21 protein-coding genes and 1 tRNA gene are annotated in these 25206 nt (G+C 33.4%); 15 read left to right on the top strand and 7 right to left on the bottom strand.

The window, feature by feature from the left end:
• Nucleotides 1–36: 36 nt before the first annotated feature.
• The 5 genes from LUU93_RS06265 to LUU93_RS06245 all read left to right on the top strand — a co-directional run bounded on the left by LUU93_RS06265 (nt 37) and on the right by LUU93_RS06245 (nt 3068).
• Nucleotides 37–618, top strand: coding sequence for an LOG family protein (locus LUU93_RS06265; RefSeq protein WP_232679420.1), 582 nt, complete (start codon nt 37–39; stop codon nt 616–618).
• Nucleotides 619–666: 48 nt separating this feature from the next.
• Nucleotides 667–1347, top strand: coding sequence for a porin family protein (locus LUU93_RS06260; protein WP_232679418.1), 681 nt, complete (start codon nt 667–669; stop codon nt 1345–1347).
• 110 nt (nt 1348–1457) lie between these two features.
• On the top strand, nt 1458–1925 hold the full coding sequence (locus tag LUU93_RS06255; protein WP_232679416.1) for an SRPBCC family protein: 468 nt from the start codon (nt 1458–1460) through the stop codon (nt 1923–1925).
• Nucleotides 1926–2010: 85 nt separating this feature from the next.
• The gene (locus tag LUU93_RS06250; protein ID WP_232679414.1) at nt 2011–2379 is read left to right on the top strand and encodes an iron chaperone; all 369 of its coding nucleotides are present in this window, start codon (nt 2011–2013) and stop codon (nt 2377–2379) included.
• A gap of 5 nt (nt 2380–2384) precedes the next feature.
• A complete protein-coding gene (locus LUU93_RS06245; protein ID WP_232679412.1) occupies nt 2385–3068 on the top strand; it encodes a 2'-5' RNA ligase family protein in 684 nt (227 codons plus the stop codon).
• A gap of 74 nt (nt 3069–3142) precedes the next feature.
• Here the strand turns inward: LUU93_RS06245 and LUU93_RS06240 are convergent, their stop codons facing one another.
• Genes LUU93_RS06240 through LUU93_RS06230 form a run of 3 tightly spaced genes read right to left on the bottom strand, consistent with a single transcriptional unit; the run spans nt 3143 to nt 6439 of the window.
• Nucleotides 3143–3505 carry a VOC family protein gene (locus LUU93_RS06240; protein ID WP_232679410.1) on the bottom strand — a complete coding sequence of 121 codons (363 nt, stop codon included), beginning with the start codon at nt 3503–3505 and terminating at the stop codon, nt 3143–3145.
• Between the two features lie 18 nt (nt 3506–3523).
• Nucleotides 3524–4267, bottom strand: coding sequence for a DUF2625 domain-containing protein (locus tag LUU93_RS06235; RefSeq protein ID WP_232679408.1), 744 nt, complete (start codon nt 4265–4267; stop codon nt 3524–3526).
• A gap of 24 nt (nt 4268–4291) precedes the next feature.
• Nucleotides 4292–6439, bottom strand: a complete 2148-nt coding sequence (locus tag LUU93_RS06230) for a cation:proton antiporter (RefSeq protein ID WP_232679406.1) — start codon at nt 6437–6439, stop codon at nt 4292–4294.
• A 320-nt stretch (nt 6440–6759) separates the two neighbouring features.
• Here LUU93_RS06230 and LUU93_RS06225 point away from each other — a divergent pair, with 320 nt between their 5' ends.
• The 8 genes from LUU93_RS06225 (at nt 6760) to ypfJ (ending at nt 18019) form a co-directional block, all read left to right on the top strand.
• Nucleotides 6760–8187 (top strand): L-serine ammonia-lyase, encoded by a 1428-nt coding sequence (locus LUU93_RS06225; protein ID WP_232679405.1) that lies wholly within the window; start codon nt 6760–6762, stop codon nt 8185–8187.
• Between the two features lie 377 nt (nt 8188–8564).
• A complete protein-coding gene (panB, locus tag LUU93_RS06220; protein ID WP_232679403.1) occupies nt 8565–9383 on the top strand; it encodes a 3-methyl-2-oxobutanoate hydroxymethyltransferase in 819 nt (272 codons plus the stop codon).
• A gap of 128 nt (nt 9384–9511) precedes the next feature.
• Nucleotides 9512–9862 carry a four helix bundle protein gene (locus LUU93_RS06215; RefSeq protein ID WP_232679400.1) on the top strand — a complete coding sequence of 117 codons (351 nt, stop codon included), beginning with the start codon at nt 9512–9514 and terminating at the stop codon, nt 9860–9862.
• Nucleotides 9863–9923: 61 nt separating this feature from the next.
• Nucleotides 9924–10613 (top strand): RluA family pseudouridine synthase, encoded by a 690-nt coding sequence (locus LUU93_RS06210; protein ID WP_232679398.1) that lies wholly within the window; start codon nt 9924–9926, stop codon nt 10611–10613.
• A gap of 77 nt (nt 10614–10690) precedes the next feature.
• A complete protein-coding gene (locus LUU93_RS06205; RefSeq protein WP_232679396.1) occupies nt 10691–12019 on the top strand; it encodes an aldehyde dehydrogenase in 1329 nt (442 codons plus the stop codon).
• A 120-nt stretch (nt 12020–12139) separates the two neighbouring features.
• The gene (locus tag LUU93_RS06200; protein ID WP_232679394.1) at nt 12140–12934 is read left to right on the top strand and encodes a DUF2189 domain-containing protein; all 795 of its coding nucleotides are present in this window, start codon (nt 12140–12142) and stop codon (nt 12932–12934) included.
• Nucleotides 12935–13028: 94 nt separating this feature from the next.
• Nucleotides 13029–17081, top strand: a complete 4053-nt coding sequence (locus LUU93_RS06195; protein ID WP_232679392.1) for a PAS domain S-box protein — start codon at nt 13029–13031, stop codon at nt 17079–17081.
• Nucleotides 17082–17173: 92 nt separating this feature from the next.
• A complete protein-coding gene (gene ypfJ, locus LUU93_RS06190; RefSeq protein WP_232679390.1) occupies nt 17174–18019 on the top strand; it encodes a KPN_02809 family neutral zinc metallopeptidase in 846 nt (281 codons plus the stop codon).
• Between the two features lie 631 nt (nt 18020–18650).
• Here ypfJ and LUU93_RS06185 read toward each other — a convergent pair.
• The 4 genes from LUU93_RS06185 to LUU93_RS06170 all read right to left on the bottom strand — a co-directional run bounded on the left by LUU93_RS06185 (nt 18651) and on the right by LUU93_RS06170 (nt 21093).
• Nucleotides 18651–18724 (bottom strand) — tRNA-His (locus LUU93_RS06185).
• Nucleotides 18725–18790: 66 nt separating this feature from the next.
• A complete protein-coding gene (gene bshB1, locus LUU93_RS06180; protein WP_232679388.1) occupies nt 18791–19507 on the bottom strand; it encodes a bacillithiol biosynthesis deacetylase BshB1 in 717 nt (238 codons plus the stop codon).
• An 84-nt stretch (nt 19508–19591) separates the two neighbouring features.
• Nucleotides 19592–20656 (bottom strand): chorismate-binding protein, encoded by a 1065-nt coding sequence (locus tag LUU93_RS06175; RefSeq protein ID WP_232679386.1) that lies wholly within the window; start codon nt 20654–20656, stop codon nt 19592–19594.
• A gap of 5 nt (nt 20657–20661) precedes the next feature.
• A complete protein-coding gene (locus LUU93_RS06170) occupies nt 20662–21093 on the bottom strand; it encodes a PaaI family thioesterase (RefSeq protein ID WP_232679383.1) in 432 nt (143 codons plus the stop codon).
• A gap of 330 nt (nt 21094–21423) precedes the next feature.
• Here LUU93_RS06170 and LUU93_RS06165 point away from each other — a divergent pair, with 330 nt between their 5' ends.
• On the top strand, nt 21424–22932 hold the full coding sequence (locus LUU93_RS06165) for a hypothetical protein (protein WP_232679381.1): 1509 nt from the start codon (nt 21424–21426) through the stop codon (nt 22930–22932).
• Between the two features lie 227 nt (nt 22933–23159).
• Nucleotides 23160–25001, top strand: coding sequence for an endonuclease (locus tag LUU93_RS06160; protein ID WP_232679378.1), 1842 nt, complete (start codon nt 23160–23162; stop codon nt 24999–25001).
• The last annotated feature ends 205 nt before the right edge of the window (nt 25002–25206 follow it).

Genomic DNA, 25206 nt, shown 5'->3' with positions numbered 1-25206 from the left:
AATTCATAATTTTTCATTTTTAATTCAACTAGCAACATGAAAAGAATAACCGTTTTCTGCGGATCAAGTTTTGGCACCGAAGAAATCTATAAAGAACAAGCCGAATTATTGGGAAAAATTTTAGCCAAACAAAATATCGCTCTAGTTTATGGCGGAGCAAATGTTGGTTTAATGGGTGCTGTTGCGGATGGTGCTTTGAGTGAAAACGGAACTGTAATTGGTGTTCTACCCAATTTTTTAAGATCAAAAGAAATCGCACATCTGGGTTTAACCGAATTGATTTTGGTAGAAAGCATGCATGAGCGCAAAACCAAAATGAATGATTTATGCGACGGTGTAATCGCACTTCCGGGTGGTTTTGGGACGCTGGAAGAACTTTTCGAAATGCTGACCTGGGCGCAGTTAGGATTACATAAAAAGCCAATCGCAATTTTAAACATCAACGGATTCTATGATTCGCTTTTAGAATTGCTTCAAACCATGAGTAAAAAAGGTTTATTGAAAGAAGCTAATCAAAAAATGCTTTTGGTAAGCGATGATATTGAGAGCTTATTAAGCCAAATGGAAAATTATATTCCGCCAACGGTTGGAAAATGGATTGATAAGAAAAATATATAAATCATAATTATATATATTCGCCGTCAAAAATATTCAACCAAAACAAACATGAAGAAAATTACATTTTTATTTTTTATAATCGTTCTTATCACATTTAAAACATCTGCTCAAGATTCAAAAGTTAAATTCGGAATACAAGGAGGTTTAAACTATTCCAGTCTTAGAGGCTATGACGGTTTTGTAGACGACAATCCCGGCTTTGCTTATTTATTTGGCTTTTCTTTTCAACATGAAATTCAGAAAAACTTATCCATAAAAGTTGATTTGAATTATGAGAGAAAAGCTCAGATTTCGAAAAGCACAATTAATTTAATAGATAATTCAGAATCACCATTACCAATTGAGCAAACCTTTTATAAATCTAAAACCACAACATACTTAAACTATATCGTACTTCCGATTATGATAAAGTATAATTTCTCAAATGATAAAAGTTTTTACATAAATGGCGGACCTTATTTAGGTTATTTACTTAAATCCGGAATAAAATCAGAAAGTAATTTTCCTTCAATATATAATGGCGATGTAGAAGATACCAAAAATAGAAAATCATTAGATTATGGTATTTCTGCCGGAATTGGAAAAGAATTTAAGTTTAACGAAAATCATAATTTTTATATCGAATTAAGAGAGAATTTAGGATTAGCAAATATTGCTAAAGGCGAGGTTATGAATGGCGGTACTATAAAAACAAACTCGCTGAATTTATTAGCCGGATTTACATTTTAATTCATTTTTATCATTTTTCCTACAACAATTTCATAAATTAGAGGTTTCAAGAAAAAGAAGGAAGTTAAACTAACTTCTCAAATTTAACTTATAATATCTAACGTTGAAAAATGAAACCAGAAAACAACAAATTTGCAAAAGCCGAAATGCTGATTAGAAAAACTGTTTCAGAAGTTTTTCAGGCTTTTATTGATCCGGAAATTACGAGTAAATTTTGGTTTACAAAAGGTTCAGGAAGATTAGAAGAAAATCAAAAAACCGAATGGACTTGGGAAATGTATGGTTTTTCGCTTTCGGTTAAAACATTAGTTATACAGGAAAATAAAAAGATTGTTATTGAATGGGGAAATCCTGATGAAACAACTTTAGTAGAATGGATTTTTACCCCGTTAAACGAAAATGAAACTTTTGTAAGCATTACAAACTCAGGTTTAAAAGGAGATTCAGATAAAATTATCGACCAAGTCCGCAATTCTACCGAAGGTTTCACGTTAGTTTTAGCTGGAGCAAAAGCATATTTGGAGCATAAATTACAGCTAAATTTAGTTTTAGATAGATTTCCAAAAGGACTGGCATAAAAAGTTTCAGGTTTCAGGTTTCTTTAGTTTCAAGTTCTCTACAACAGCCTGAAACTTGAAACATGAAATAAAAAAAATAAAACTTATGGATACAAAAAAACCCGAAAATATCGACGAATACATTGGCGCATTTCCCAATGACGTTCAGGAAATTTTAGAAAAAGTTAGAATGACGATTCAGAAAGCAGCACCAGATGCCAAAGAAAAAATCAGTTATTCTATGCCGGCTTTTGAACAAAACGGAATCGTGGTTTATTTTGCTGCATTTAAAAATCATATCGGATTGTATGCTTTGCCAGGCGGTCATGAAGCTTTTGCTGCGGAACTTTCTAAATATAAATCTGGAAAAGGTTCCGTTCAGTTCCCTTTAAAAGAAAAAATGCCGTACGATTTAATCACCAAAATTGTAAAGTTTAGAGTGAAAGAAAATCTGGAAAAAGCGAAAAAGAAATAACCCGAATGAGTTTAGCAGAACATTACAATCAACTTTATAAAACTTCTTCTGAAGCTATTTTAAACAGAAATTACAGTTTAGATTCCAAAATAAATAATCGTTCAGATTCCCGCTTTGGCATTACGTTTCTCCTCCGCCCAAGCGAAAAAATAAAAACCAATATTCAGTTGTTTTTAAAAGAATTAAAAGCTGTTGAACCTAACCAATATTATTATCCTGATTCTGATATTCATATTACGGTAATGTCGATAATTTCCTGTTATGAAAGTTTTAGTTTAGATAAAATTAATGTTGAAGATTATATTAACATAATCCAAAATAGTTTAGCTGATTTGGGCGAAATCAAAATCGAATTTCGCGGCGTTACGGCATCAAATTCTGCAATAATGATTCAGGGATTTCCTTCAGGTGAAACTTTGAATAATTTAAGAAATAAACTTCGGGAGAATTTTAGAAATTCAACTTTAGAACAAAGTATCGACAGCCGATATTCTATTTCTACAGCACATTCAACGGTAATGCGTTTTACAGAAGAACTTCAAAATCCTAAGGAATTAATTGAAGCTGTTGAGCAATTTCGGGATTATACTTTTGGAGAATTCACAGCCGATAAACTGGAATTAGTTTTTAATGATTGGTATCAGAGAGCAGAAAACACAATTCACTTAGAAGATTTTCTAATAAATTAAATAACCACGAATTTCACTAATTTCCACGAATTAAAAATAAAAATTAGTGAAAATTAGTGAAATTCGTGGCAAACTTATTTTTTAAAAGTTCCAAAATGCCATAAAACCCCAGATGGATCGTGCAGAAAACATTCACTTCCCCAATCTAAATGGCGTGTTGGTGTTAGTTTTACGCCATATTTTTCAGTTAAGTTTAAAGCTAAAAGTTCCTTATAATAACGATCAGCATCATCTACTTCAAGAAAAATCATTGTGTTTTCAATCCAATTTTTATCGTAATAATCTTGTAGATAAAAGGCAGTTTCTCCTGATTTAAAAACCGAAAAATTAGATTCTAAAACTATTTCTTCAAATCCTAAATCGCGATAAAAACTTCTTGAAACTTCAAAGTTTTTTGCTCCAATAAATGGCCGGATTGATTTTATATTATGATTCATCTTTATTGTTTCTTGAAATTATTTATCAAACCCAAGCTGCTTTCGTAAATCTAAATTCAAACTGTACTGTTCCTGAACCGGAATTATTTTTCGTGTATTTTTATTGATATCACTTCCTTCGGCTGTCCATAAAAACGGATAAAAATTGAATACTTCATCGCCTTTTAATTTAGAAACTTCTGTTCTCCAGTCCTTCCATCTGTTGCCTTCATAAAACTTATCTAAATCATTACTAAAACAAAATCCTAAAAACTCAGAATACGTAATATCTAGCGGTTCAAACTCCAGATTATCAGGAGAAAAATAATAAATTTTCCCTGCGTCAGTTCCTAATCCTCCTCCATTTAAAAAATAAAAACCGCCAATTGCATCATCTGCAATTAATAAAAAAGCTGGAGTTTCGCCAAACTCATTAAATGATTTTCCTTTGTTCCAATCAGGCAGCGAACGATTAAATTTTGAACTTCCAGAACCTAAAATTCTAATCCAGCCGTCATCAACTAAAATGCCTCCAGTATTAAAAATAACCGCCCCCATTGTCGAACGCGTTGTAACCTGAGTTTTGTACAAAGCATCTTTTGCCTTTAATGCATCGACCGGTAAAATCTCCACTTTATTTGTTGCCGTTTTAATCCAGTCTTCTACCAGAGTCCAGCCCGGATTTGCTTTATCTATAAGTTCTTCGGCTTTTTTCATTTTGTTTTGTGCAGTCGCTGCAAAAGTTAAAAATGTCAGTACAATTAACGGAAACTTTGGTATCATTTAATGGCTTATAATTATTTAAATCTAACCCTTCTTCAAAATACTTCCCAAACCGCGTCCAATTTGTTCGATTGCTTCCAAACTTTTGGTTAACGGTGATGCAGTAAAATCTTCGTAAGCATCCATAGAACTAATTTTGCGATCGTCTTGTGGATAAACCAGAATGATATTATTATTGTTGAAGAATTTTTCGAATTTTTGAGGCAGTCTGTCAAAAATAGAATGATACGAAACCGAACCTTTTCGGGATAAATTGAAAACAATTAAATCTGTTTCACGAATTTCGTCTGAAATCGATTCAAAATCATCCCATTCTATTACACTTTTAAAACCTAATTTAGCATTCAATCGAAGATTATTAGCAATCTGCTGAATGGTTTGATGCGTTTTATATTCGGCATAAACAACAATCGGAATACTTAGTTCTTGTGATAACCTGCATATTTTCTGCAATAAAAGCTGAAATCCAATTCCTCTTTCTGAAAACGGCGGGCAGATAAATACCAATCTTTTATCTTCGATAAACGTTTTTTGAAACCTGCTGATAAACAAACTTTTATCGACATTGTTTATGATTGAATCTACATTTTCTCCAAAAATTTTATCCAGGAAACCTGTTTTCTTTGGCCAGCCTACAATCACAATATCTGACATTATTTCTTTAGAAGTTCTCGCAATTCCACTCGCCGGATTATGGTCGATTCTTGCAATTGTATTTATTTTTACTTCAGATGCCGAACCTTGGATTACAAATTTATCAACCGCTTTTCGATATTTTAAAATGTTCTTTTCAGCCTGATCGTTATTTGGCACAATCGTTAAAAGCGTTACAGGATTCGACGATTTCTTATCTTTTATTAAAAGGGCAAAATCCAGCAGACTCGCTGCGGCAGAAGTTTTTGCTAATGGAATTAAAATATGCTCGTCTAAAATTTGATCTTTATCTGTGTTTGTATGCGAAATTTCTTCTTCGCAGATGGCTATTTTCTTCGCTGCTTTTTCGGTTGCAAAAGAGGCCACGATACAAGTAATCAGAATTAAAATAATAGTTCCGTTTAAGATGTTTTCATCCAGTATTTTAGCTTTAAAACCCACTAAAATTACGGCAAGAGTTGCAGCGGCGTGCGCACTGCTCAAACCAAAAATAAGCTGTCTTTCGGTTTTGCTGTATTTAAAAACGACTTGTGTAAAAAAAGCTGCAATCCATTTTCCAAAAATAGCCACAACACTCAAAGTTCCGGCAACAATTAAAGCAGTTGGTCCGCTTAAAATCACGCTTATATCAACCAGCATTCCAACAGAAATCAGGAAAAACGGAATAAATAATGAGTTTCCTATAAATTCAATTCGGTTCATTAAAGCCGATGACTGCGGAATTAAAGGGTTTAATGCTAAACCGGCAACGAAAGCGCCAATAATAGGCTCTACTCCTGCCGCTTCTGCCAAAAAGGCGGCAAAGAAAACTACAGAAAGAACAAAAATATAATGGGCGTGTTTTTCACTTTCCAGTTTTTTGAAAAACCATTTGGCAATTCTCGGAATCAATAAAAACATAATGGCAGAGAAAATTGCCAATGAAACCCCCAATTTAATCCAAAAAGCCTGATTTAAACTTCCCTGACTGCTTCCCATAATTACGGCCAGAATAATCAAAACGGCTGTATCTGTCAAAATAGTTCCGCCAACGGTAATGGCAACAGCCTGATTTTTTGCAATTCCGAGTTTGCTCACAATTGGATACGCTACTAAAGTATGAGTCGCAAACATACTCGCGGTTAAAAAACTAGCATTGAAATCGTATTGCAATAAATAAAAACAAACCGGAAAACCTATCGAAAGCGGCAGGATAAACGTAAAAAATCCGAATAATAAACTCTTGTTTCGGTTCGCTTTAAACTCGTTCATATCCAATTCCAAACCCGCAATAAACATAATATACAAAAGCCCGATTGTCGAAAATAAATCAACCGCAGAGTTTTTAGCCAGAATATTAAGTCCGTGCGGTCCAATAATAACTCCCGAAATAATCAAACCAATAATTCCTGGAATATTTATTTTTTTAAGTAAAATGGGCGACAGCAGAATAATAAAAAGTATTAAAGAGAAAATCAATACTGGGTTGCTGAGAGGTAATTCAAATTCGTGTAAAAAATGCTTGAAAAATTCTATCATAATATAATTTTATCTTTTTATGGTATTCTAAATTTTCGTAAAAAGACATTGGTAGAATTAAAACGAAATCATCTAAAGTTTCGGTTAATTTTCAATTTTGGGCAATTAAAAGAAACAGCAGATTTTGATAGTTGCATCTTTACAAAAATACCGAAAAAAGATTAACTTTTTTATGAAAACCCCATATTAAGATATTAAATTTATTTCGTTGCCGAATTAATAAAATTTAATATCTTTTTTAACAAATACGCAAGATTAACATTCAAAATTAATCCTTCATTGCATTATTCAATTATCTTTGTCTTAACAAAAATTGAACAATGGAAGAATGTATCTCTGTTTTTGATATGCTTAAAATTGGCGTTGGCCCTTCTAGCTCACATACTTTAGGTCCGTGGAGAGCCGCCGAACGTTTTTTAGAAGAGTTAAAAAATGAATCGATTTTAGATCAGGTTAAACGTGTAAAAGTCGATTTGTATGGATCTCTTTCCCTGACAGGAAAAGGTCATGCTACCGATCTGTCTGTTATGCTTGGCCTAAGCGGTCAGGATCCTGAATATATTCCGGTTGAAAATATTGCCGGAATCGTTAAAACTATTGAAGATACAAACGAGATCAATCTCGCAAATGAATATAAAATCCCATTTTATTTTCTTCAGGATATTGTTTTCAATAAAGATTTTCTTCCTTTCCATGCAAATGGGTTAAAATTTACGGCTTATAAAAATGACGATTCTGAATACGAATCTATCTTTTATTCTATTGGCGGCGGATTTGTGGTAAAAGAAGAACGTGAAAATGCCAAAATTAAAGAAGTTATAAAATGTGCTTTCCCGTTTCCGATTCAAAATGCGGTTGAGCTTTTAAATTATACGGTTTCTGAAAACAAATCGATTTCTGAGATTGTTTACGAAAACGAAAAATCAATGCGTTCTGAAGAAGTAATTCATTCAGAATTAATGCGTATTTGGAATACAATGCTCGAATGCATGTACATTGGCTGTCATTCTGAAGGAATTCTTCCTGGCGGATTACATGTTCGCCGACGCGCTTTTGATATGCATCAAAATCTAATTGGTCTTTCTAATTATACTGATCCGCAGTCGTGGCTGGAAGAAATTAGAAAAACGGAGGTTAAATTTCGTCAGATTCTAAAATGGGTAAGTTGTTTTGCATTGGCTGTAAATGAAGTAAATGCTTCGTTAGGCCGTGTCGTTACAGCTCCAACAAACGGAAGTGCGGGCGTTATTCCGGCAGTTTTAATGTATTATATGGTTATTGAAAACCATGGTGCAGGCGAAAAAGAGATCAAACAATTTTTGATGGTTGCCGGCGAAATTGGAAGTATCTTTAAAAAAGGTTCTACAATTTCTGCTGCAATGGGCGGTTGTCAGGCAGAGATTGGCGTTTCGTCATCGATGGCGGCAGCGGCTCTTTGTGAATTAATGGGCGGTACTCCGGCTCAGGTTTTAATGGCTGCCGAAATTGCAATGGAACATCATCTTGGTTTAACCTGCGACCCAATTGGCGGTTTAGTTCAGATTCCGTGTATAGAGCGAAACACAATGGGCGCCATCAAAGCCATAAATGCTGCTGAACTGGCTCTTGAAACCGATTCTAAAAATGCTAAAGTGCCTTTAGATAAAGTAATAGATACCATGTGGCAAACGGCAAAAGACATGAATTCTAAATACAAAGAAACCTCAGAAGGCGGGCTTGCCATTGCGGTAAACATGGCAGATTGCTAAACATATATTTTTTTGCCGCAGATTAAACGGATTAAAATGATTTTTTCACGCAGATTTAAGCAGATTTTATTTAAAATTAAATCTGCTTATTTTTTAAAACCTGTATAAAATAAAAAATCTGTAAAAATCCTTTTAATCTGTGGCAAAAAAAACTCAAAACAACTTAATTCAGTGTCCGAAAAAGCTTTCATTGAAAAATATGGAACTTATATCGATGCTTCGATAAAATCACTGCATAATTATTCTATCATAATGGAGGACAGTCAGTTTAGATTAGAGTTTAAAGGTGGGAAGCTTTTTTCTGTCGAAATAATCTTTTATTGCTGATTCCCCTTTTACAATTATTCAATACTTTTACATTATCAAAAAAAAATAAAATGTCAGTAGCAAAAAAAGATTATAAAAGAATCACAACAAAGTCATTAATTGAAATGAAAAGCAACGGAGAAAAAATCTCTATGCTTACGGCGTATGATTATACAATGGCTAAAATTGTTGATACCGCAGGAGTCGATGTGATTTTAGTGGGAGATTCTGCTTCAAATGTTATGGCGGGCCACGAAACGACTCTGCCAATTACTTTAGATCAAATGATTTATCACGCTTCGTCTGTAGTTCGCGCTGTAGAAAGAGGTTTGGTTGTAGTTGATTTACCTTTTGGGAGTTACCAGTCTGATCCTAAAGAAGCTTTGCGTTCTGCCATTAGAATTATGAAAGAAAGCGGCGGACATGCTGTAAAATTAGAAGGCGGGAAAGAAATTAAAGAATCTATCAAAAAAATATTAAACGCAGGAATTCCGGTTATGGGACATTTGGGTTTAACACCTCAGTCTATCTATAAATTTGGAACGTACAGCGTTCGTGCAAAAGAAGAACAAGAGGCCGAAAAATTAATTGAAGATGCTAAAATGCTTGAAAAAGTAGGCTGTTTTGGTGTTGTTCTTGAAAAAATCCCTGCAGATTTAGCCGAAAAAGTGGCTAAAAGTATTTCGATTCCGGTAATTGGTATTGGTGCCGGAGGCGGTGTTGACGGACAAGTTTTAGTTATACACGATATGTTAGGAATGAATAATGAATTCAGCCCGCGTTTCTTACGTCGTTATTTAAATTTATACGAAGAAATGACAAAAGCAATTGGTCAATATGCTGCTGATGTTAAATCTAGTGATTTTCCTAATGCTGGAGAACAGTACTAACTTTAGACTTTCTTAGATTTTAGACTGACTTAGACTTCTTAGATTTATTCTATATTATTTAAAATTAATAATAAATCTAAGAAGTTTTAAGTTTAACTCTTTAAAATTCTAAATAAATCTATATAAAAATGCATCAATTTAAAGAGCTTTTAATTTGGAAAAAAAGCAGATTGTTTTGTTCCAAAATTTATAATATAACAGCCTCCTTTCCTAGTGAAGAAAAATTTGGGATAATCAATCAACTACGACGAGCTTCTATATCAATACCCTCAAATATTGCGGAAGGTTCTTCAAGGAATTCTAATAAAGATTTTGCCCGCTTTTTAGAAATTGCAATTGGTTCAGCTTACGAAGTAGAAACACAACTTTTAATTTCTTCTGATTTAGGATTCATAAATGAAAAAAATACAATCGAATTAATAAACCTACTCGAAGAAATAACAAAAATGACATCAAGATTTAGAGCAACATTACTGTAAAATTTATCTAAAAAAATCCAGTCTAAGAAGTCTAAAATCTAAAAATCTAAGCCAGTCTAATATGAAAATTCTTTCAGATAAAAATAATCTCCAAATCTTGCATGAAGACAATCACATTATTGTGGTTAACAAGCGCGTTGGCGATATTGTACAAGGTGATAAAACAGGCGATAAACCTTTATCTGATGTTGTAAAAGAATATATAAAAGACAAATACAATAAACCAGGCGATGTTTTTCTGGGAGTAATTCATCGTTTAGACCGTCCTACAACCGGAATTGTGGTTTTTGCCAGAACCAGCAAGGCATTATCCCGAATGAACGAATTGTTCAGTAATCGTGAAACTAAAAAAACGTATTGGGCTGTTGTCAAGAATAAACCTGTTGAAACAGCTGCTAAATTGGTTCATTATTTAAAAAGAAACGAAAAAAACAATACTTCAAAAGCACATTTAAAAGAAGTTCCGGACAGTAAATTAGCAAGTCTGGATTATAAAATAATCAAAGAGCTTCAAAATTATACGGCTCTGGAAATCAATCTTCATACGGGGCGTCATCATCAAATTCGTGCGCAGTTGTCTGCAATTGGTTCCCCGATAAAAGGCGATTTAAAATATGGTGCAGACAGAAGTAATCCTGACGGAGGAATTCATCTTCATGCCAGAAAACTGGTTTTTGTTCATCCTGTTTCAAAAGAAAACATTACAATCATTGCTCCAACTCCAGACGAAACGATTTGGAATGCCGTCTGATTTTTATGATTAAATTGTTAATTTTTTAATTTTTATCGATTAACTTGCATATCCTAAAAAACAAGCTAATCATAAATATGGACTTTAAAAATGACATCGGATACAGAAAAGAAACGCTGAAAAAGTTGTTATATAACATTCAAAAAAGCGAAGATTTGATTGTAAAAGCCTTGTACGATGACTTTAAAAAGCCTGAATTTGAAGCTGTTTTAACCGAGACGAATTATGTTATTTCGGAATTAAAAGATACTATTAAAAACATTAATTCCTGGGCAAAGCCAAAACGTGTCTTCCCTTCTATCCTTAATTTTCCTTCAACAGATTATATTTACAAAGAACCTTACGGCAATGTATTGGTAATTGCTCCGTGGAATTATCCATTTCAATTGGCTTTATGTCCCTTAATTTCTGCTGTTGCTGCTGGAAACAGAGTCGTTTTAAAGCCCTCAGAACTTACTCCTCATACCTCTGCTGTCATTGCTAAAATCATTGAAAAAACATTTCACATCAGCCATGTCGAAGTTTTTGAGGGCGGCGTTGAAGTTTCAAATAAATTACTGGCGCAGCGCTGGGATTATATTTTCTTTACCGGAAGTGTAACTGTTGGAAAAATCGTTGCAAAAGCCGCTGCCGAAAACCTAACACCTGTAACACTTGAATTGGGCGGAAAAAATCCCTGCGTTATTGATGAAACTGCTAATTTAAAACTGGCAGCAAAACGAATTGTGTGGGGAAAATTTATAAATGCCGGACAAACCTGTATCGCCCCCGATTATGTTTTGATTCAAAAAAACATGAAAGTCAATTTCATTACATTTTTAACAGAAGAAATTGTAAAAGCATACGGTAAAAAAATAGACAAATCTCCAGATTTTGCACGAATAGTAAATACCAAAAACTGGGTGCGTTTAGATCAAATGATTGAGCGTGAAAAGGTAATTTTTGGAGGAGAAACAAACCACGATAAACTGTATATTTCTCCCACTTTAATCGAAGAACCAAGTTTAGACAGCACCGTAATGAAAGAAGAAATCTTTGGTCCAATTTTACCAATTTTAGTTTATGAAACCGAAGCTGATATTTATAATGTAATCAGCAAGTACGAAAAACCTCTCGCATTTTATATTTTCAGTGAAAATAAATCATTTACTAAAAAATTAATCGCAGATTACTCTTTTGGAGGCGGCTGTATAAACGATACAGTAGTTCATTTTTCTAATAAAAGACTGCCTTTTGGCGGTGTTGGCCATAGCGGAATTGGAGCTTATCACGGAAAATTGAGTTTTGATATTTTTTCTCATCATAAGGCGATGGTAAAAAAAGCAAACTGGCTTGATCTGCCCATGCGTTACGCTCCTTACAAGGATAAACTAGCTTCAATAAAACGAATTTTAGACTGGCTTTAAATTAGAAAAACAATTTCGTAATGTTTTGTAGATTTTTATACGGAATTGATTTAAAATATTATATTTACGTCAACAATAATTTATTACGACGAAGAATATAAAACAACTCTACTTTTTAAAATGAAATCTACACTTGAACAAATTGAGGACATCAAAAGAGATGGCTATTCGATAGATTTTTCTACTGTTTTTACTTACGCTTTTGAAAATTACAAAAAGATAGCTTTGTATTCAGGGTTAATAATCCTTGTATTTTCATTTCTTGCCTTTATAGTAATTATGGGATTAGCTACTTTATTTTATGGTTTGCAGGCCTTCTCAGAAGATTTTATTAAGAACTTCGAAAGTCAAAAACTTACATACATCGAGCAAGTAGTTTCGACAGTAGCAATTGCAGTAGTAACCGCCATATTTGCACCGCTAGGGGCCGGGTTTCTTAAAATGGCAGACTGTGCAGATAAGGATGAGGAATTTAATGTTTCAACAATTTTCACCTACTATAAAGCACCGTACTTTTTTCAATTATTTTCTTTAGCATTTTTGTTAGCTGTTGTAAGTACAGGAATTTCGTATGTTTTAGACAGTACCGGAATAATGTTTTTAGGCGGCGGAGTATCAATAATGATTTCGTTTTTTACGTATTTTTCAATTCCGTTAGTGGTTTTTGGAAATTTAAAAGCTATAGATGCAATTAAATCAAGTATTATTATTGTAAGCAAAAATCCATTAATAATTTTCGCTCTGTTTGTAATAGGATTTCTCGGTTCATTTGTGGGCTTTTTTGCATGTTGCGTCGGATTACTTTTTACAATTATATTCAATACTTCTGTAACGTATGCTGCTTATTTTTCAATTTTCACCGAAGAAGAACAGCCAGATTCTATTGATTCAATTGGAAAATCGGATTTTGAATAAAAAAACTAAGTTCTAAATAAATTATTAAGAGCTTAACCACCTCTTTATTAGAATTTAAATTGCTATTTACTAAACCAAACATATCTCAAAATCTATGGTAGAAAACTATAGTTTTTTCAATCTATTGGTTTCAGGTATTGCCTGTTCTGGTAATGCTCTGAAATCAATTATGACAAACTGGTACGTTTTCAATTCAGACATTATTTTTTATAATAACCCAAAATTTATACTTCTCGGTTTCTCTTTATTGGGCTTTTTAGGGCTTTTGGTTTATCAATTTTTTCGCATTAAAGCAAAAATTGGAAATTTCATTGAAAAAAAGAAAGAAGCAGAAACCGCAGGAAGGGAATATCAGCTTTATATTTTATTTTTTGGAATTGCAGTTATTGTAATCGAAATCATAAATGAAATTTTTAAAATCAGACCGAAAAGTTTACTGGCCGTAAACGTTTCAATAGGTTTTTTTGTTCTTCTTGTCTATATAGTAACAGACAAAATAAAATGGCTGAGAGATAAAATTCAGCAGATTTTCATCTTTAGTTTCTTTATTTACATTACTTATGTTTGCTGCAACATAGTTTTTCTGCCTAAAGATGTTGTTCCTGTAATCGTTTTTTTAATCTCATTTTTCTTTTCATACAATATTTTAAAACCAATAAAAATTTACTGGTTCTTTGTTGGTCTTACTTTTATATTTCTTATTTCAACAGTTGTATTTCAATTAATTCCTCTAAAATCCTCTATTTTATTAATTAATTTCTGCATCCTGATTTTCATTATTAATCAGGTAAAATATGCCGTTTTACAAAATAATCGGGACAATTTCAGGTTTGCAAACGAAATTGTGCACAAAGGAAATTCACTAACAATTGCAACAGATCAAAAAGGTGAAATATTATTTTGCAGTGAAACCGTAACCGCAATTTTAGGCTACCAGCCCGAAGAAGTTATGGGACTTAATTTTTGGAAACTCACAAAAGGTGATGAATATAACAAAAATATTTCTCTAATAAATCATGAAGAAAATAAAATTTATACCCGAAAACTAAAAAATAAAAACGGAGAATATAAATACATCCAATGGAAAGATAAAAAATTCTCTGATGATTTAATTATAAGCATTGGCCAGGATGTTACCGAGCAGATCATCGTACAGGACCAATATAAAAACTTAATTCAAACGGCGACAGATATTATTTTTGAAGTCGATGCAGATGGTTATTTTACTTTTATAAATGAATTTGCGTATTCGCTTTTAGGTTATTCTGAAGATGAAATAATTCAAAAACATTATTCAAACTTCATTCATGAAAAATATACAATGAGTGCAGTTGATTTTTATGAAAATTTTGAAAGCAACGGGAATAAATTCCCCATAATAGAACTTCCTATTTTAAAGAAAAACGGTCAGGAATTATGGATATCGCAAAAGATTATCATTCGCAAAAATGACTTAGATCAAACTATTGGTTTTGCAGGAATTGCAAGAGATATTACCGAAATAAAAAATGCCGAAAACGAGAAAAAAAGACGTCTCGAAAAAATCGAGGCTTACAACAATTCGACTAAAAAATTATCAACGACTGACTTTAGCACTTATAATAATTTAAATACCGTTATCGATTATATTATAAAAGAAGCTTCTACAGTAAGCAAATCTAACCGGGTAAGTTTTTGGAAATATTATAGAGACCTGATTACTTGTAAAAACTTATACAGTATTGACAATCAAACCCTGACAGATAAAAACATTCTGGATAAAGAATCGTATCCAATTTATTTTGAAACCTTAAAGAGCAAAGCAATAATAAATGCTCCTGACGTTTTTAATAAATTAGAAACCTCAGAATTTCAAAAGCTTTATTTTACCAAAAATAAAATTAAATCAATGCTGGATGTCCCAATATTTTTAAGCGGGCAATTAGCTGGTGTAGTTTGTTTTGAAAGTACTGAGGAACAAAGAGAATGGGATAATGAGGATATCAATTATGCCAGAACTATTTCTGATGTTGTTTCGCTGGCTATCTCAATGCAGATGCGTTTGGAAACTGAACGCCGATTAGAATTTAAAAGTCAGTTATTATCAGCACTTTCACTTTGTACAGAAAAATTTCTGCTGAGTAAATCTACAGAACAAATGTTTCAGGAAACCTATGATTTGATTGGAAGAGCCTCAAAAGCAGATCATATGTTTTATTATGAAAGAGACTTTACAACCAATACCGTTATCCAGAAATACAAATGGTCAAGAAAAGGAATCCCGCATCAAATTACGCCTCTGCGCCATATGACAGAGGAAAATTTAACGGAAATTTTTGAAGCCGCAAAAAACAAACGAATTCTAAATACTTTTACAAGAAAGCTTGAAGATAAATTTTTTAAACAATTACTCATCGATAATGAAATAAAATCAATTTTAATTCTGCCCTTATATATCAACGATATTTTTACCGGATTTATTGGTTTTGATGATTGTGCGAGAGAACGAAAATGGTCTGAAGAGGAAATATATATTTTTCAGGTTTTGGCCAACAATATTTCATCTGCATTAGAAAGAAATAGAAACGAAGCGAAGATTATTGAAAGCGAAGAAAAATTTAAATTAATTGCCAACAATATCCCCGGAACAGTTTATTTATCAAAGTTTGATGCGTTTTCGACTAAAATTTTCCTAAACGACGAGATTCAAAACTTAACCGGATATTCTAAGGCTGAGTTTATCGAAAATAACCTTTCGTTTTTATCCCTTATTCATCATGAAGACCGCGACGAGGTTATTAATAATCAAATCGATAATCTCCAAAACGGAATGCCTTTGCATAATGTTTACCGCATTAAACGAAAATCCGGCGAATATATTTGGGTTGAAGAATTTGGGGATGTTATTAAAAAAGGTGACGAAATTGAATTTGTGGGAGGAATTTACTTTGATATCACCAATAAAAAAGAAACCGAAGACGCTATTAAAGCCAAACAATTAGCAGAAGCGGCCAATAAATCAAAATCTGATTTTCTGGCCAATATGTCGCATGAAATCAGAACACCTTTAAACGGAATTATTGGTTTTACCCATTTATTGATGAAAACTGACTTAGAAGAGATTCAGGAAAAATACATGACAACCATTAATCAATCAGCACACTCGCTGTTGGAGATTATAAATGATATTCTTGATTTTTCTAAAATTGAAGCTGGAAAACTAGAGCTTTTCATTGATTTATATGATATTAAAAAAGTACTCGGTCAGGTTTTCGATTTAATTGTTTTTGAATCCAATCAAAAAAACCTGCAGCTGGAACTCAATGTAGACCAAGATGTTCCTAAATATATTTGGACAGATATTGTTCGAATAAAACAAATCCTGATTAATCTGCTTTCTAATGCCGTAAAATTTACTAATGAAGGTTCTATAAAACTGAATGTTTCTGTTTTATCAAAAACAAAAAATAATTTTTCGACCATACGATTTTCTGTAATTGATACCGGAATTGGAATTATGGAGAAAAACCAAAAGAAAATTTTTAAGGCCTTTTCTCAGGCAGATAGTTCTACAACGAGAAAATTTGGCGGAACCGGTTTAGGCTTAACAATATCAAATCAGCTTTTGGCCTTAATGGAAAGCCGATTACAGCTGGAAAGTAAAATTGGCGAAGGAAGTAATTTCTTCTTCGATTTAAATTTAAAAACCAGCAATCAAAGTACAAACGAAAAATATAATACCGAATTAAAAAATTTGCAAGCCGCCCCTACTGAAAATCAAAATGAGACAAACGGTAAAAATATACGCTTTTTAATTGTTGAAGATAATAAAGTAAACATGCTGCTCTTAAAAACAATTGTAAAAAACCTGTATCATAATGCTTTTATTTTTGAATGTGAAAATGGTTATGAGGCTGTAAAACAATTTGAAAGCATTAATCCAACGCTTGTTTTTATGGATATACAAATGCCGATTATGAACGGCTACGAAACCACAAAAGCTATCAGAAATACTACTACAGGAAAAGATATCCCGATAATTGCCGTAACTGCGGGCGCCGAAAAAGAAGAGCGTAACAAATGTATTTCTGCCGGAATGGATGATTATATTTCAAAACCAATTATGAAAGGCACTGTTGAGGAAACTTTGGTAAAATGGCTAAAATAATTAAAACTAAATCGTCACAAATCATAAGTAATTCCCAAAAATTATATAAATTCGTACAAGAAAAAACATAAAAAGCTTAAATACAATTTACTATGAAATGGAGAGGTTCAAGAGAAAGCGATAATGTAGAAGACAGAAGATCAGTTTCTGGCGGCAAAATAGCTGTTGGAGGTGGTGTTATTGGCATCATTATCTTGCTATTGAATGTTTTTGGTGGTGAGAATGCAAAACTTATCACACCTGTTTTAGAACAAATGCAAGGAGGACAGACTCAAACTGAAGCTGCTGCACCATTAAGCAAAGAAGATGAAGAAATGGGTCATTTTGTAAAATCGATTTTAGCAAAAACAGAAGATACCTGGGGGAAAATATTTTCCGAACACGGAATGACATATAAAAACCCGAAATTGGTACTTTTTAGAGGTTCTGTTCAAACCGCTTGCGGCGGAGCATCTTCGGCATCGGGTCCATTTTATTGTCCCGCAGATCAAAAAGTTTATATGGATTTAGATTTCTTTGAAGAACTAAAAACTAAATTTGGTGCGAAAGGCGGAGATTTTGCCATTGCGTATGTTATTGCTCATGAAATTGGACATCATATTCAGACTTTATTAGGTACTTCTGCAAAAATGCATCAGGAGCAGGAAGGCAAAAGCCAGGCCGAAGCTAATAAACTTTCTGTGGCTTTAGAGCTTCAAGCCGATTTTTATGCCGGAGTCTGGGCACATGACAATCAACAATACTTAGACGAAGGTGATATAGAAGAAGCATTAAGTGCTGCAAATGCCGTTGGAGACGACGCAATTCAAAGCAAAATGCAAGGACAAATTGTTCCGGATTCCTTTACCCACGGAACATCAGAACAAAGAATGTACTGGTTTAAAAAAGGTTTTAAAACCGGCGACATTAAACAAGGAACTACCTTTGAGGAAATTTAAAAACACAATAAGCCAAATATAATAACCCCTAAAGCATGATTTAACCGTCATGCTTTTTTTTGCTTTTTTTTTAAAACCATATAAGTTATGTAAGGTCATTTTAGATTTCTTGGCAGTTATTTAAATGCAAAATCATTATAGATCATATTAGGATTAGGGGACATAGCCAGCGGTTGAAACCGCTGGGAGCGTAACGTATATCACAAATGCAATATCTCACAACGCATATTATAATACTCATATCCCGAACGTCCCTCGGTTGAAACCGTGGGCTATATTTGAAATACGATAAAATTTAGGAAATAAGGAATTTTGAAACAAATACAATTACAGCCATATTGAAAACATAACCAGCGGTTGAAACCGCTGGAGCGCAACGTATATCACACACGCAATATCATAGCGCATATATCACAATATGTATCCCCGAGCGTCCCACGGTTGAAATCGTGGGTTATATTTGAAATACAGTAAAATTTGAGCTGTAAGGAATATTGAGCTTTCCCCTTTTTAAACTTATTAGTTACCATAATCCAAGCCTAATCTAAAATGACCTTACATAACTTATATGGTTCAAAAAAATTAAACGCACAAAAAAAGCCTTGAATTTCTTCAAGGCTTTAAATTTATGGGTGGCTGACCGGGTTCGAACCGGCGACCCGCGGCACCACAAACCGCTACTCTAACCAGCTGAGCTACAACCACCATTTTTGCTTAGCGAGTGCAAATATATAACAAAGGTTTACTTCTACAAAGAAAAAAATGAAAAATTTACATCAAATCTTCTAAGCTATTGACTGCCAAACATCTTTCAACAGTAAAACCTTCAGCAAAATCTTTTCCAACCAGTCTTCCTAAGTCCTGTGCACGATAATTCAAGCTTTCAAAGAAGTTTTTACTTGTAATTGGTGTTGCAGGTTCCTTCGAATTCGGATCATAAAATTGTGTTTTATAAGCAGAAATCGCTTCAACCTTTTTCTTCTCAAAACCCGTAATATCCACTACAAAATCTGGAGTAATGTTTTTCCATTGAATATAATGATACACCAATTTTGGTCTCCAGGCCTCTTGTTTTTCTCCATCTATTGAAGTTTCAATTTTTATCAATCCCGATAAAAAGCAGGCATCAGAAACTAATTTACTGCCTTTTCCGTGATCAATATGGCGATCATCAATTGCGTTGCATAATACAATTTCCGGTTTGTATTTTCGAATCATTTTGATGACTTCCAATTGATGTTTTTCGTCATTCATGAAAAATCCGTCACGTAAGCCTAAATTCTCACGAACCAAAACACCTAAAATCTTTGCTGCCGCTTTTGCTTCTTCATCCCTGGTTTCGGCAGTTCCGCGCGTTCCTAGTTCGCCGCGTGTTAAATCTACAATACCAACTTTTTTCCCAAGAGAAACTTCTTTTAAAATTGTTCCGGCACAACCTAATTCTACATCATCCGGATGCGCGCCAAAGGCTAATATGTCTAATTTCATTTTTGTTTTTTTGTTTGTTTTTGTTTCAGGTTTCATGTTTCAAGTTTTCCACAGAACGTGAAACCTGAAACTTTAAACTTGAAACTATTTTTTTAAAACTTTCTTCATCGTCATTGATTTATTGACACTTTCCACCCATTCTTTTTCGGGAATACTTTCTCTTGTAATACCACATCCCATATATAAAATCGCTGTGTCATCCTGAATCTGCATGCTTCGTAAATTTACAAATAAATCAGAACTTATTTTACTGCCCGCAAAACTGCTGTTTAATTCGCCCAGAAAACCCGTATAAAAAGTTCTGTCGTAATTTTCATTTTCAATAATAAAAGCTTTTGCTTTTTTCTTTGGTAATCCGCAGACTGCAGGAGTTGGATGAAGTGTATCAATAACTTCTTCCAACGTTGAATTCTCGTTTAAAACTCCCGAAATATCCGTTTTAATATGCCAGATCGATCCGGCTTTTAAACTATACGGTTCTGTGACTACAACCGAATTGGCAACTTCTCGTAAACGTTTTACAATGAAATCAGTAACATATTGCTGTTCGTCTTTTTCTTTTTGTCCCCAGTGAATTTCGGTTTCTAAATTTGCTTTTTGCGTTCCTGCCAAAGCTGTTGTCTCAAAAGCATTCCCGTTTGCTTTTAGCAGTTGTTCCGGCGTTGCCCCCATCCAAAGTCCAATTTTAGGATGAAAAAAACAATAACAAAAAGTCGTAGGATATAATTGAACCAAATACTGGAAAGTTTCAACAAAATCAAATTCAGATAAATTTACTTTTTCACTTCTTGATAAAACTACTTTTTTGAATTCTTCTTTTTTAATGGCCTCGATTCCTTTTGAAACTAAATTTTCGTATTTAATTTTAGCCTCTGCATCAAAATTCAGATCATCAATTTCAGTTGCTTCAAATGCAGTAATTTCCTTGACAGCACTAATAATTTCTGATTCATTTTCTGGAATTAAAACAAGTTGTTTTTCATCAAAAGAAGCAAAAACAAATCCTTTTTCACTGTAATCCGTAATTTTATGTAAAGTATCATTTTGCTGTAAAAGCCCAAAAACACTTGAAATATTAGGTTTAGAATAAATTACAAAAGGTAAGTTTTGATTGTAATGTTGTTTTGTTTTTGAGAAAAAATTATTCATGCTCCTTATTCTGTTTTCTTTTTCTCTAAAACAATATTTGTAAGCTTGCAAAGCGAAATCAAATTCCCGGCTTCATCCGTAATTTTAATTTCCCAAAGATGAAGACTTTTTCCTTTATGAATAATTCTGGCTGTGCCAAAAACTACGCCTTCACGAATACTTTTTAAATGGTTTGCCGAGATTTCGATACCGCGAACTTCTTGTTCTTTTGCATTAATAAAAAAGTGTGAAGCGGCACTTCCAACACTTTCTGCCAAAGCTGCAGAAGCTCCGCCATGTAATAAGCCCATTGGCTGGTGAACACTTGGATTTACAGGCATTTTTGCAGTTAAAAAATCTTCTCCAGCGTCGATATATTCGATTTTTAGCGTTTCCATCAAAGTGTTTTTAGAAAACTCATTGCAGTACGCTATAATCTGTTCTTTAGTATAATTCATTAAAATGGACTTTAAAATCGTAAAATTAAAGAAAAGATGAGATACAAATTCGAAAATCCCATTTTAAAATTAAAATTCAACTTCAAACATGTAAGTTTTTTGTTATTTTTACAAAAACAATCAAACATCAATCTTTGGCTGGAAGTTTTTTTTTGCCACAGATTACACAGATTAAAAGGATTTAAAAATATACCGCTGCGACCTGATAGAAGGGACAGACGAAGTAATTGCACAAATTTTCAAAAAATTAAAATTCGCGGAAATTTGTGAAATTCGTGGCGAAAAAAAATCTTTTTAATCCTTTTAATCTGTGGCAAAAACAAAACAAATATGCGTCAATACTTTGTACTCTTTATTTTCGGAATAATTTTAGCTTTTAGTTCCTGCCGAACTGATTTTGATACCGTTGCCAGTACCGGAGATTTAAAGTTTTCAAAAGACACCGTTTATTTGGATACTGTTTTTAAAAACATTGGTTCAAGCACGTATCAGCTTAAGGTTTACAACCGAAGTAAAAATGATATTTCCATACCGATTGTACAGCTTAAAAAAGGACTTAATTCAAAATACCGAATGACGGTTGACGGAATGAGCGGCAGCAACGGAAAGATTTTTAAAGATGTTACGCTTTTAGCAAAAGACAGCCTTTACATTTTTATAGAAACTACGGCAGATATTACAGATGCAAATCCTACTGATTTTTTATATACCGATGAAATTCAGTTTGACAGCGGTGCCAATCTTCAGGAAGTGGCTTTGGTAACTTTAATTCAGGATGCTGTATTTTTATTTCCAAAACAAAATGCCGACGGAACAAAAGAAAAAATCCAGATTGAAGGCAAAGATGTCGACGGATTTTATCTGGACGAAAATGATCCTGAAAACGGAAATGAATTAATTTTTACTAAACAAAAACCTTATGTTATTTATGGTTATGCCGGAGTTCCAGAAAATAAAACCGTAACTTTTGAAACCGGGACCAGGGTTCATTTTCATGCCAATTCTGGTTTGTATGTTGGCGATAAAGCTACCCTTCAAATTAACGGAACTGCTTCAACTACCGAGAAACTAGAAAATGAAGTTATTTTTGAAGGCGATCGTTTAGAATCCCTTTATTCTGATATTCCCGGACAATGGAAATCCGTTATTTTTGCTAACGGAAGTACAAACCACTCTATCAATCATTTAACTTTAAAAAATGCTGTTATTGGCTTAGATTTTAAAAATCCGTTAAATGCAATTGAAATTAAAAACACACAGATTTACAACTGCGTAGAGTATGGAATCCTGGCGCAAAATGCTCACATAAACGGTGAAAACATCGTGATTAATTATGCCGGAATTGCAGGTTTATCTTGTGTTTATGGCGGAAATTATAGTTTTACACATTGTACTTTCAACAATAACTGGCAAAATAGTTCTCATTTTGCTGTTACTTTAAGTAATAGTCTAGCCGGAGCATCCCCGGAAACGAATCCGTTGACACAGGCCGCTTTTAACAATTGCATTATTTACGGCTCCAGCACAAATGAATTCAATTTAGCAAAAAACACAAACGCTGCTTTTGTTTATCAGCTAAATAATTGTCTTTTGAAATTTGGAAGCACAACAAATCCTGATTATCAATTTAAAACAGATACGGAACATTATAATAATATTATTCTAAACGAAAACCCGAAGTATTATAATGTTTCTAAAAACCAGCTGAATATTGATAAAACTTCTGCCGCTTTCGCGAAAGGGAATCCGGCGTATATAATTCCGTTAGACATTTTAGGAGCTGTAAGAACTTCTCCTCCAGATCTGGGTGCTTATCAAAGCAAAGATTTTCCGAAGTAAAAAAAATTATAAGTTTCTATATAGTCTATATTCTAACTTTATTTTAAATGAACTTATATCACTTATATGAATAAAAAAGTTGCCGTAAGAAAATATACCTTAAAATTAAACATCGCTTAACGTATCGTATTCATAAAAATAATAAATTTGCTACAATATTGATTTTAAGTTTCTAAAATTCAGATTCTTAAAGCAGTATTACAATCAAACTTTAAACCCCTATTTTTATGAAAAAAAACTACTTTTTGCTCTTATTGCTATTCGTTACAATTGGCTTTGCCCAAATTCCTTCCGGTTATTACAATACCGCAACCGGAACAGGTTATACTTTAAAAACGCAATTGTACAACATTATTAAAGGTCATACTGATAACGGATATGCTGGTTTATATACTACTTACCAAACATCAGACGTCGACAATTTTTACGAAAATGATGGAACTGTATTAGACATGTATTCTGAAAATCCATCAGGAACAGATCCTTATAATTACAGCACAGGAAGTACACAACGATGCGGAAGTTATTCTGTTGAAGGCGATTGCTACAATAGAGAACATATTATTCCGCAGTCTGTTTTTAATGAGCAGTCACCAATGGTTTCTGATGCGCATTTCATAACTCCAACGGATGGAAAAGTAAACGGAGTGCGTTCAAACTATCCACATGGAACTGTAAGTTCAGCAACTTATACTTCACAAAATGGAGGAAAATTAGGATCAAGTTCTGTATCTGGATATTCAGGAACCGTTTTTGAACCTATCAATGCCTTTAAAGGGGATATTGCCAGAATGTATTTTTATTTTGCAACAAGATATGAGAATACCGTTGCCGGATATTCTTATGCAATGTTTGATGGTTCAAGTAATAAAGTTTTCACTACGGCTTTCTTAAACCTCCTTTTGGCATGGCATGCGCAAGATCCTGTAAGTTCAAGAGAAATTGCAAGAAATAATGCTATTTATGCGCGTCAAAATAACAGAAATCCGTATATCGATCATCCAGAATATGTAAATCAAATTTGGGGCGGAACTCCATCTGGAGATACTCAGGCACCAACTACTCCAACAAGTTTAGCTTCGACTTCAAAAACAGCAACTTCAATTTCACTTTCGTGGAATGCCTCTACAGATAATGTAGCTGTTACGGGTTATGATGTTTATGCAAACAGTGTTTTAAAAACAACTGTATCAGGAGTTACAGCTACGATTACAGGTTTAACAGCTTCTACAGCTTATTCTATTTATGTAAAAGCAAAAGATGCAGCCGGAAATACTTCTGCCTCAAGCAATACAATTTCGGTAACAACCAGCAGCAGCGGAACAGGAACTGCAACAGATTTGCTTTTCTCTGAATACATTGAAGGTTCTGGAAATAACAAAGCTTTAGAAATTGCAAACAATACAGGAAGCTCTGTTAGTTTATCTGCTTACACTATAAAAAAACAAACCAATGGTGCTGGTTCATGGAGTACCGGTTTGGCTTTAAGCGGTACATTGGCAACAGGAAGTAAATTTGTAATTGTAAACAGTTCTATTTCTTCAACTTGTTTCTCTCCAGGTTCAGCTAACATTTCTACAACCGCAACAGAATTAACTTTTAACGGAAATGATGCTGTAGGTTTATTCAAAAACGGAGTTCTAATTGATATCATCGGAACTTTTAATGGCGGAACTGCTAATTTTGCTATTGATATTACTTTAAGAAGAAAATCAACAGTAACTTCTCCAAGTACAACTTTCAATCTAAGCTCACAATGGGATTCTTACGCACAAGATACCTGTAACAATTTGGCAAGCAAAATGGCACAGCCAATCGAAGAAGTTGTGGAACTTTCAGATGAAATTGTTGTTTTCCCAAATCCTTCTGACGGAAACTTCAATATCGGTTTAGGCAATTCAGATTCTCCTTATTCGATAGAAATCCTCTCGTTTTCAGGACAAAAAGTTTTCGAAAAACAAAACACAACAGATTCTGTAATTTCAGTAAGTCATCTTTCAAGCGGGATTTATATTGCTAAAATTACAAGAGATTCAAAAACTATAATTAAAAAGATAGTAATCAACTAAATATTTTTGTTCACACAGATTTGGCGGATAAAGCAGATTAAAATTTTAATAAATATTGACACAGATTTATTAATAACTCTACCCAAAAAAATCTGCTCAATCTGCTGAATCTGCGTGAAACAAAAAAACTTTGCATACGAGAAGACGCACTGCTGTGCGCCTCTACTGAACATTGACATAGATTTATTAATAACTCAAACAAATT

This window comes from Flavobacterium soyae (genome assembly GCF_021245985.1).
In the GTDB taxonomy this organism is placed as follows: Bacteria; Bacteroidota; Bacteroidia; order Flavobacteriales; family Flavobacteriaceae; genus Flavobacterium; species Flavobacterium soyae.
The sequence above is the reverse complement of the archived record's forward strand: the minus strand, read 5'-3'. Positions and strand labels throughout refer to the sequence as shown.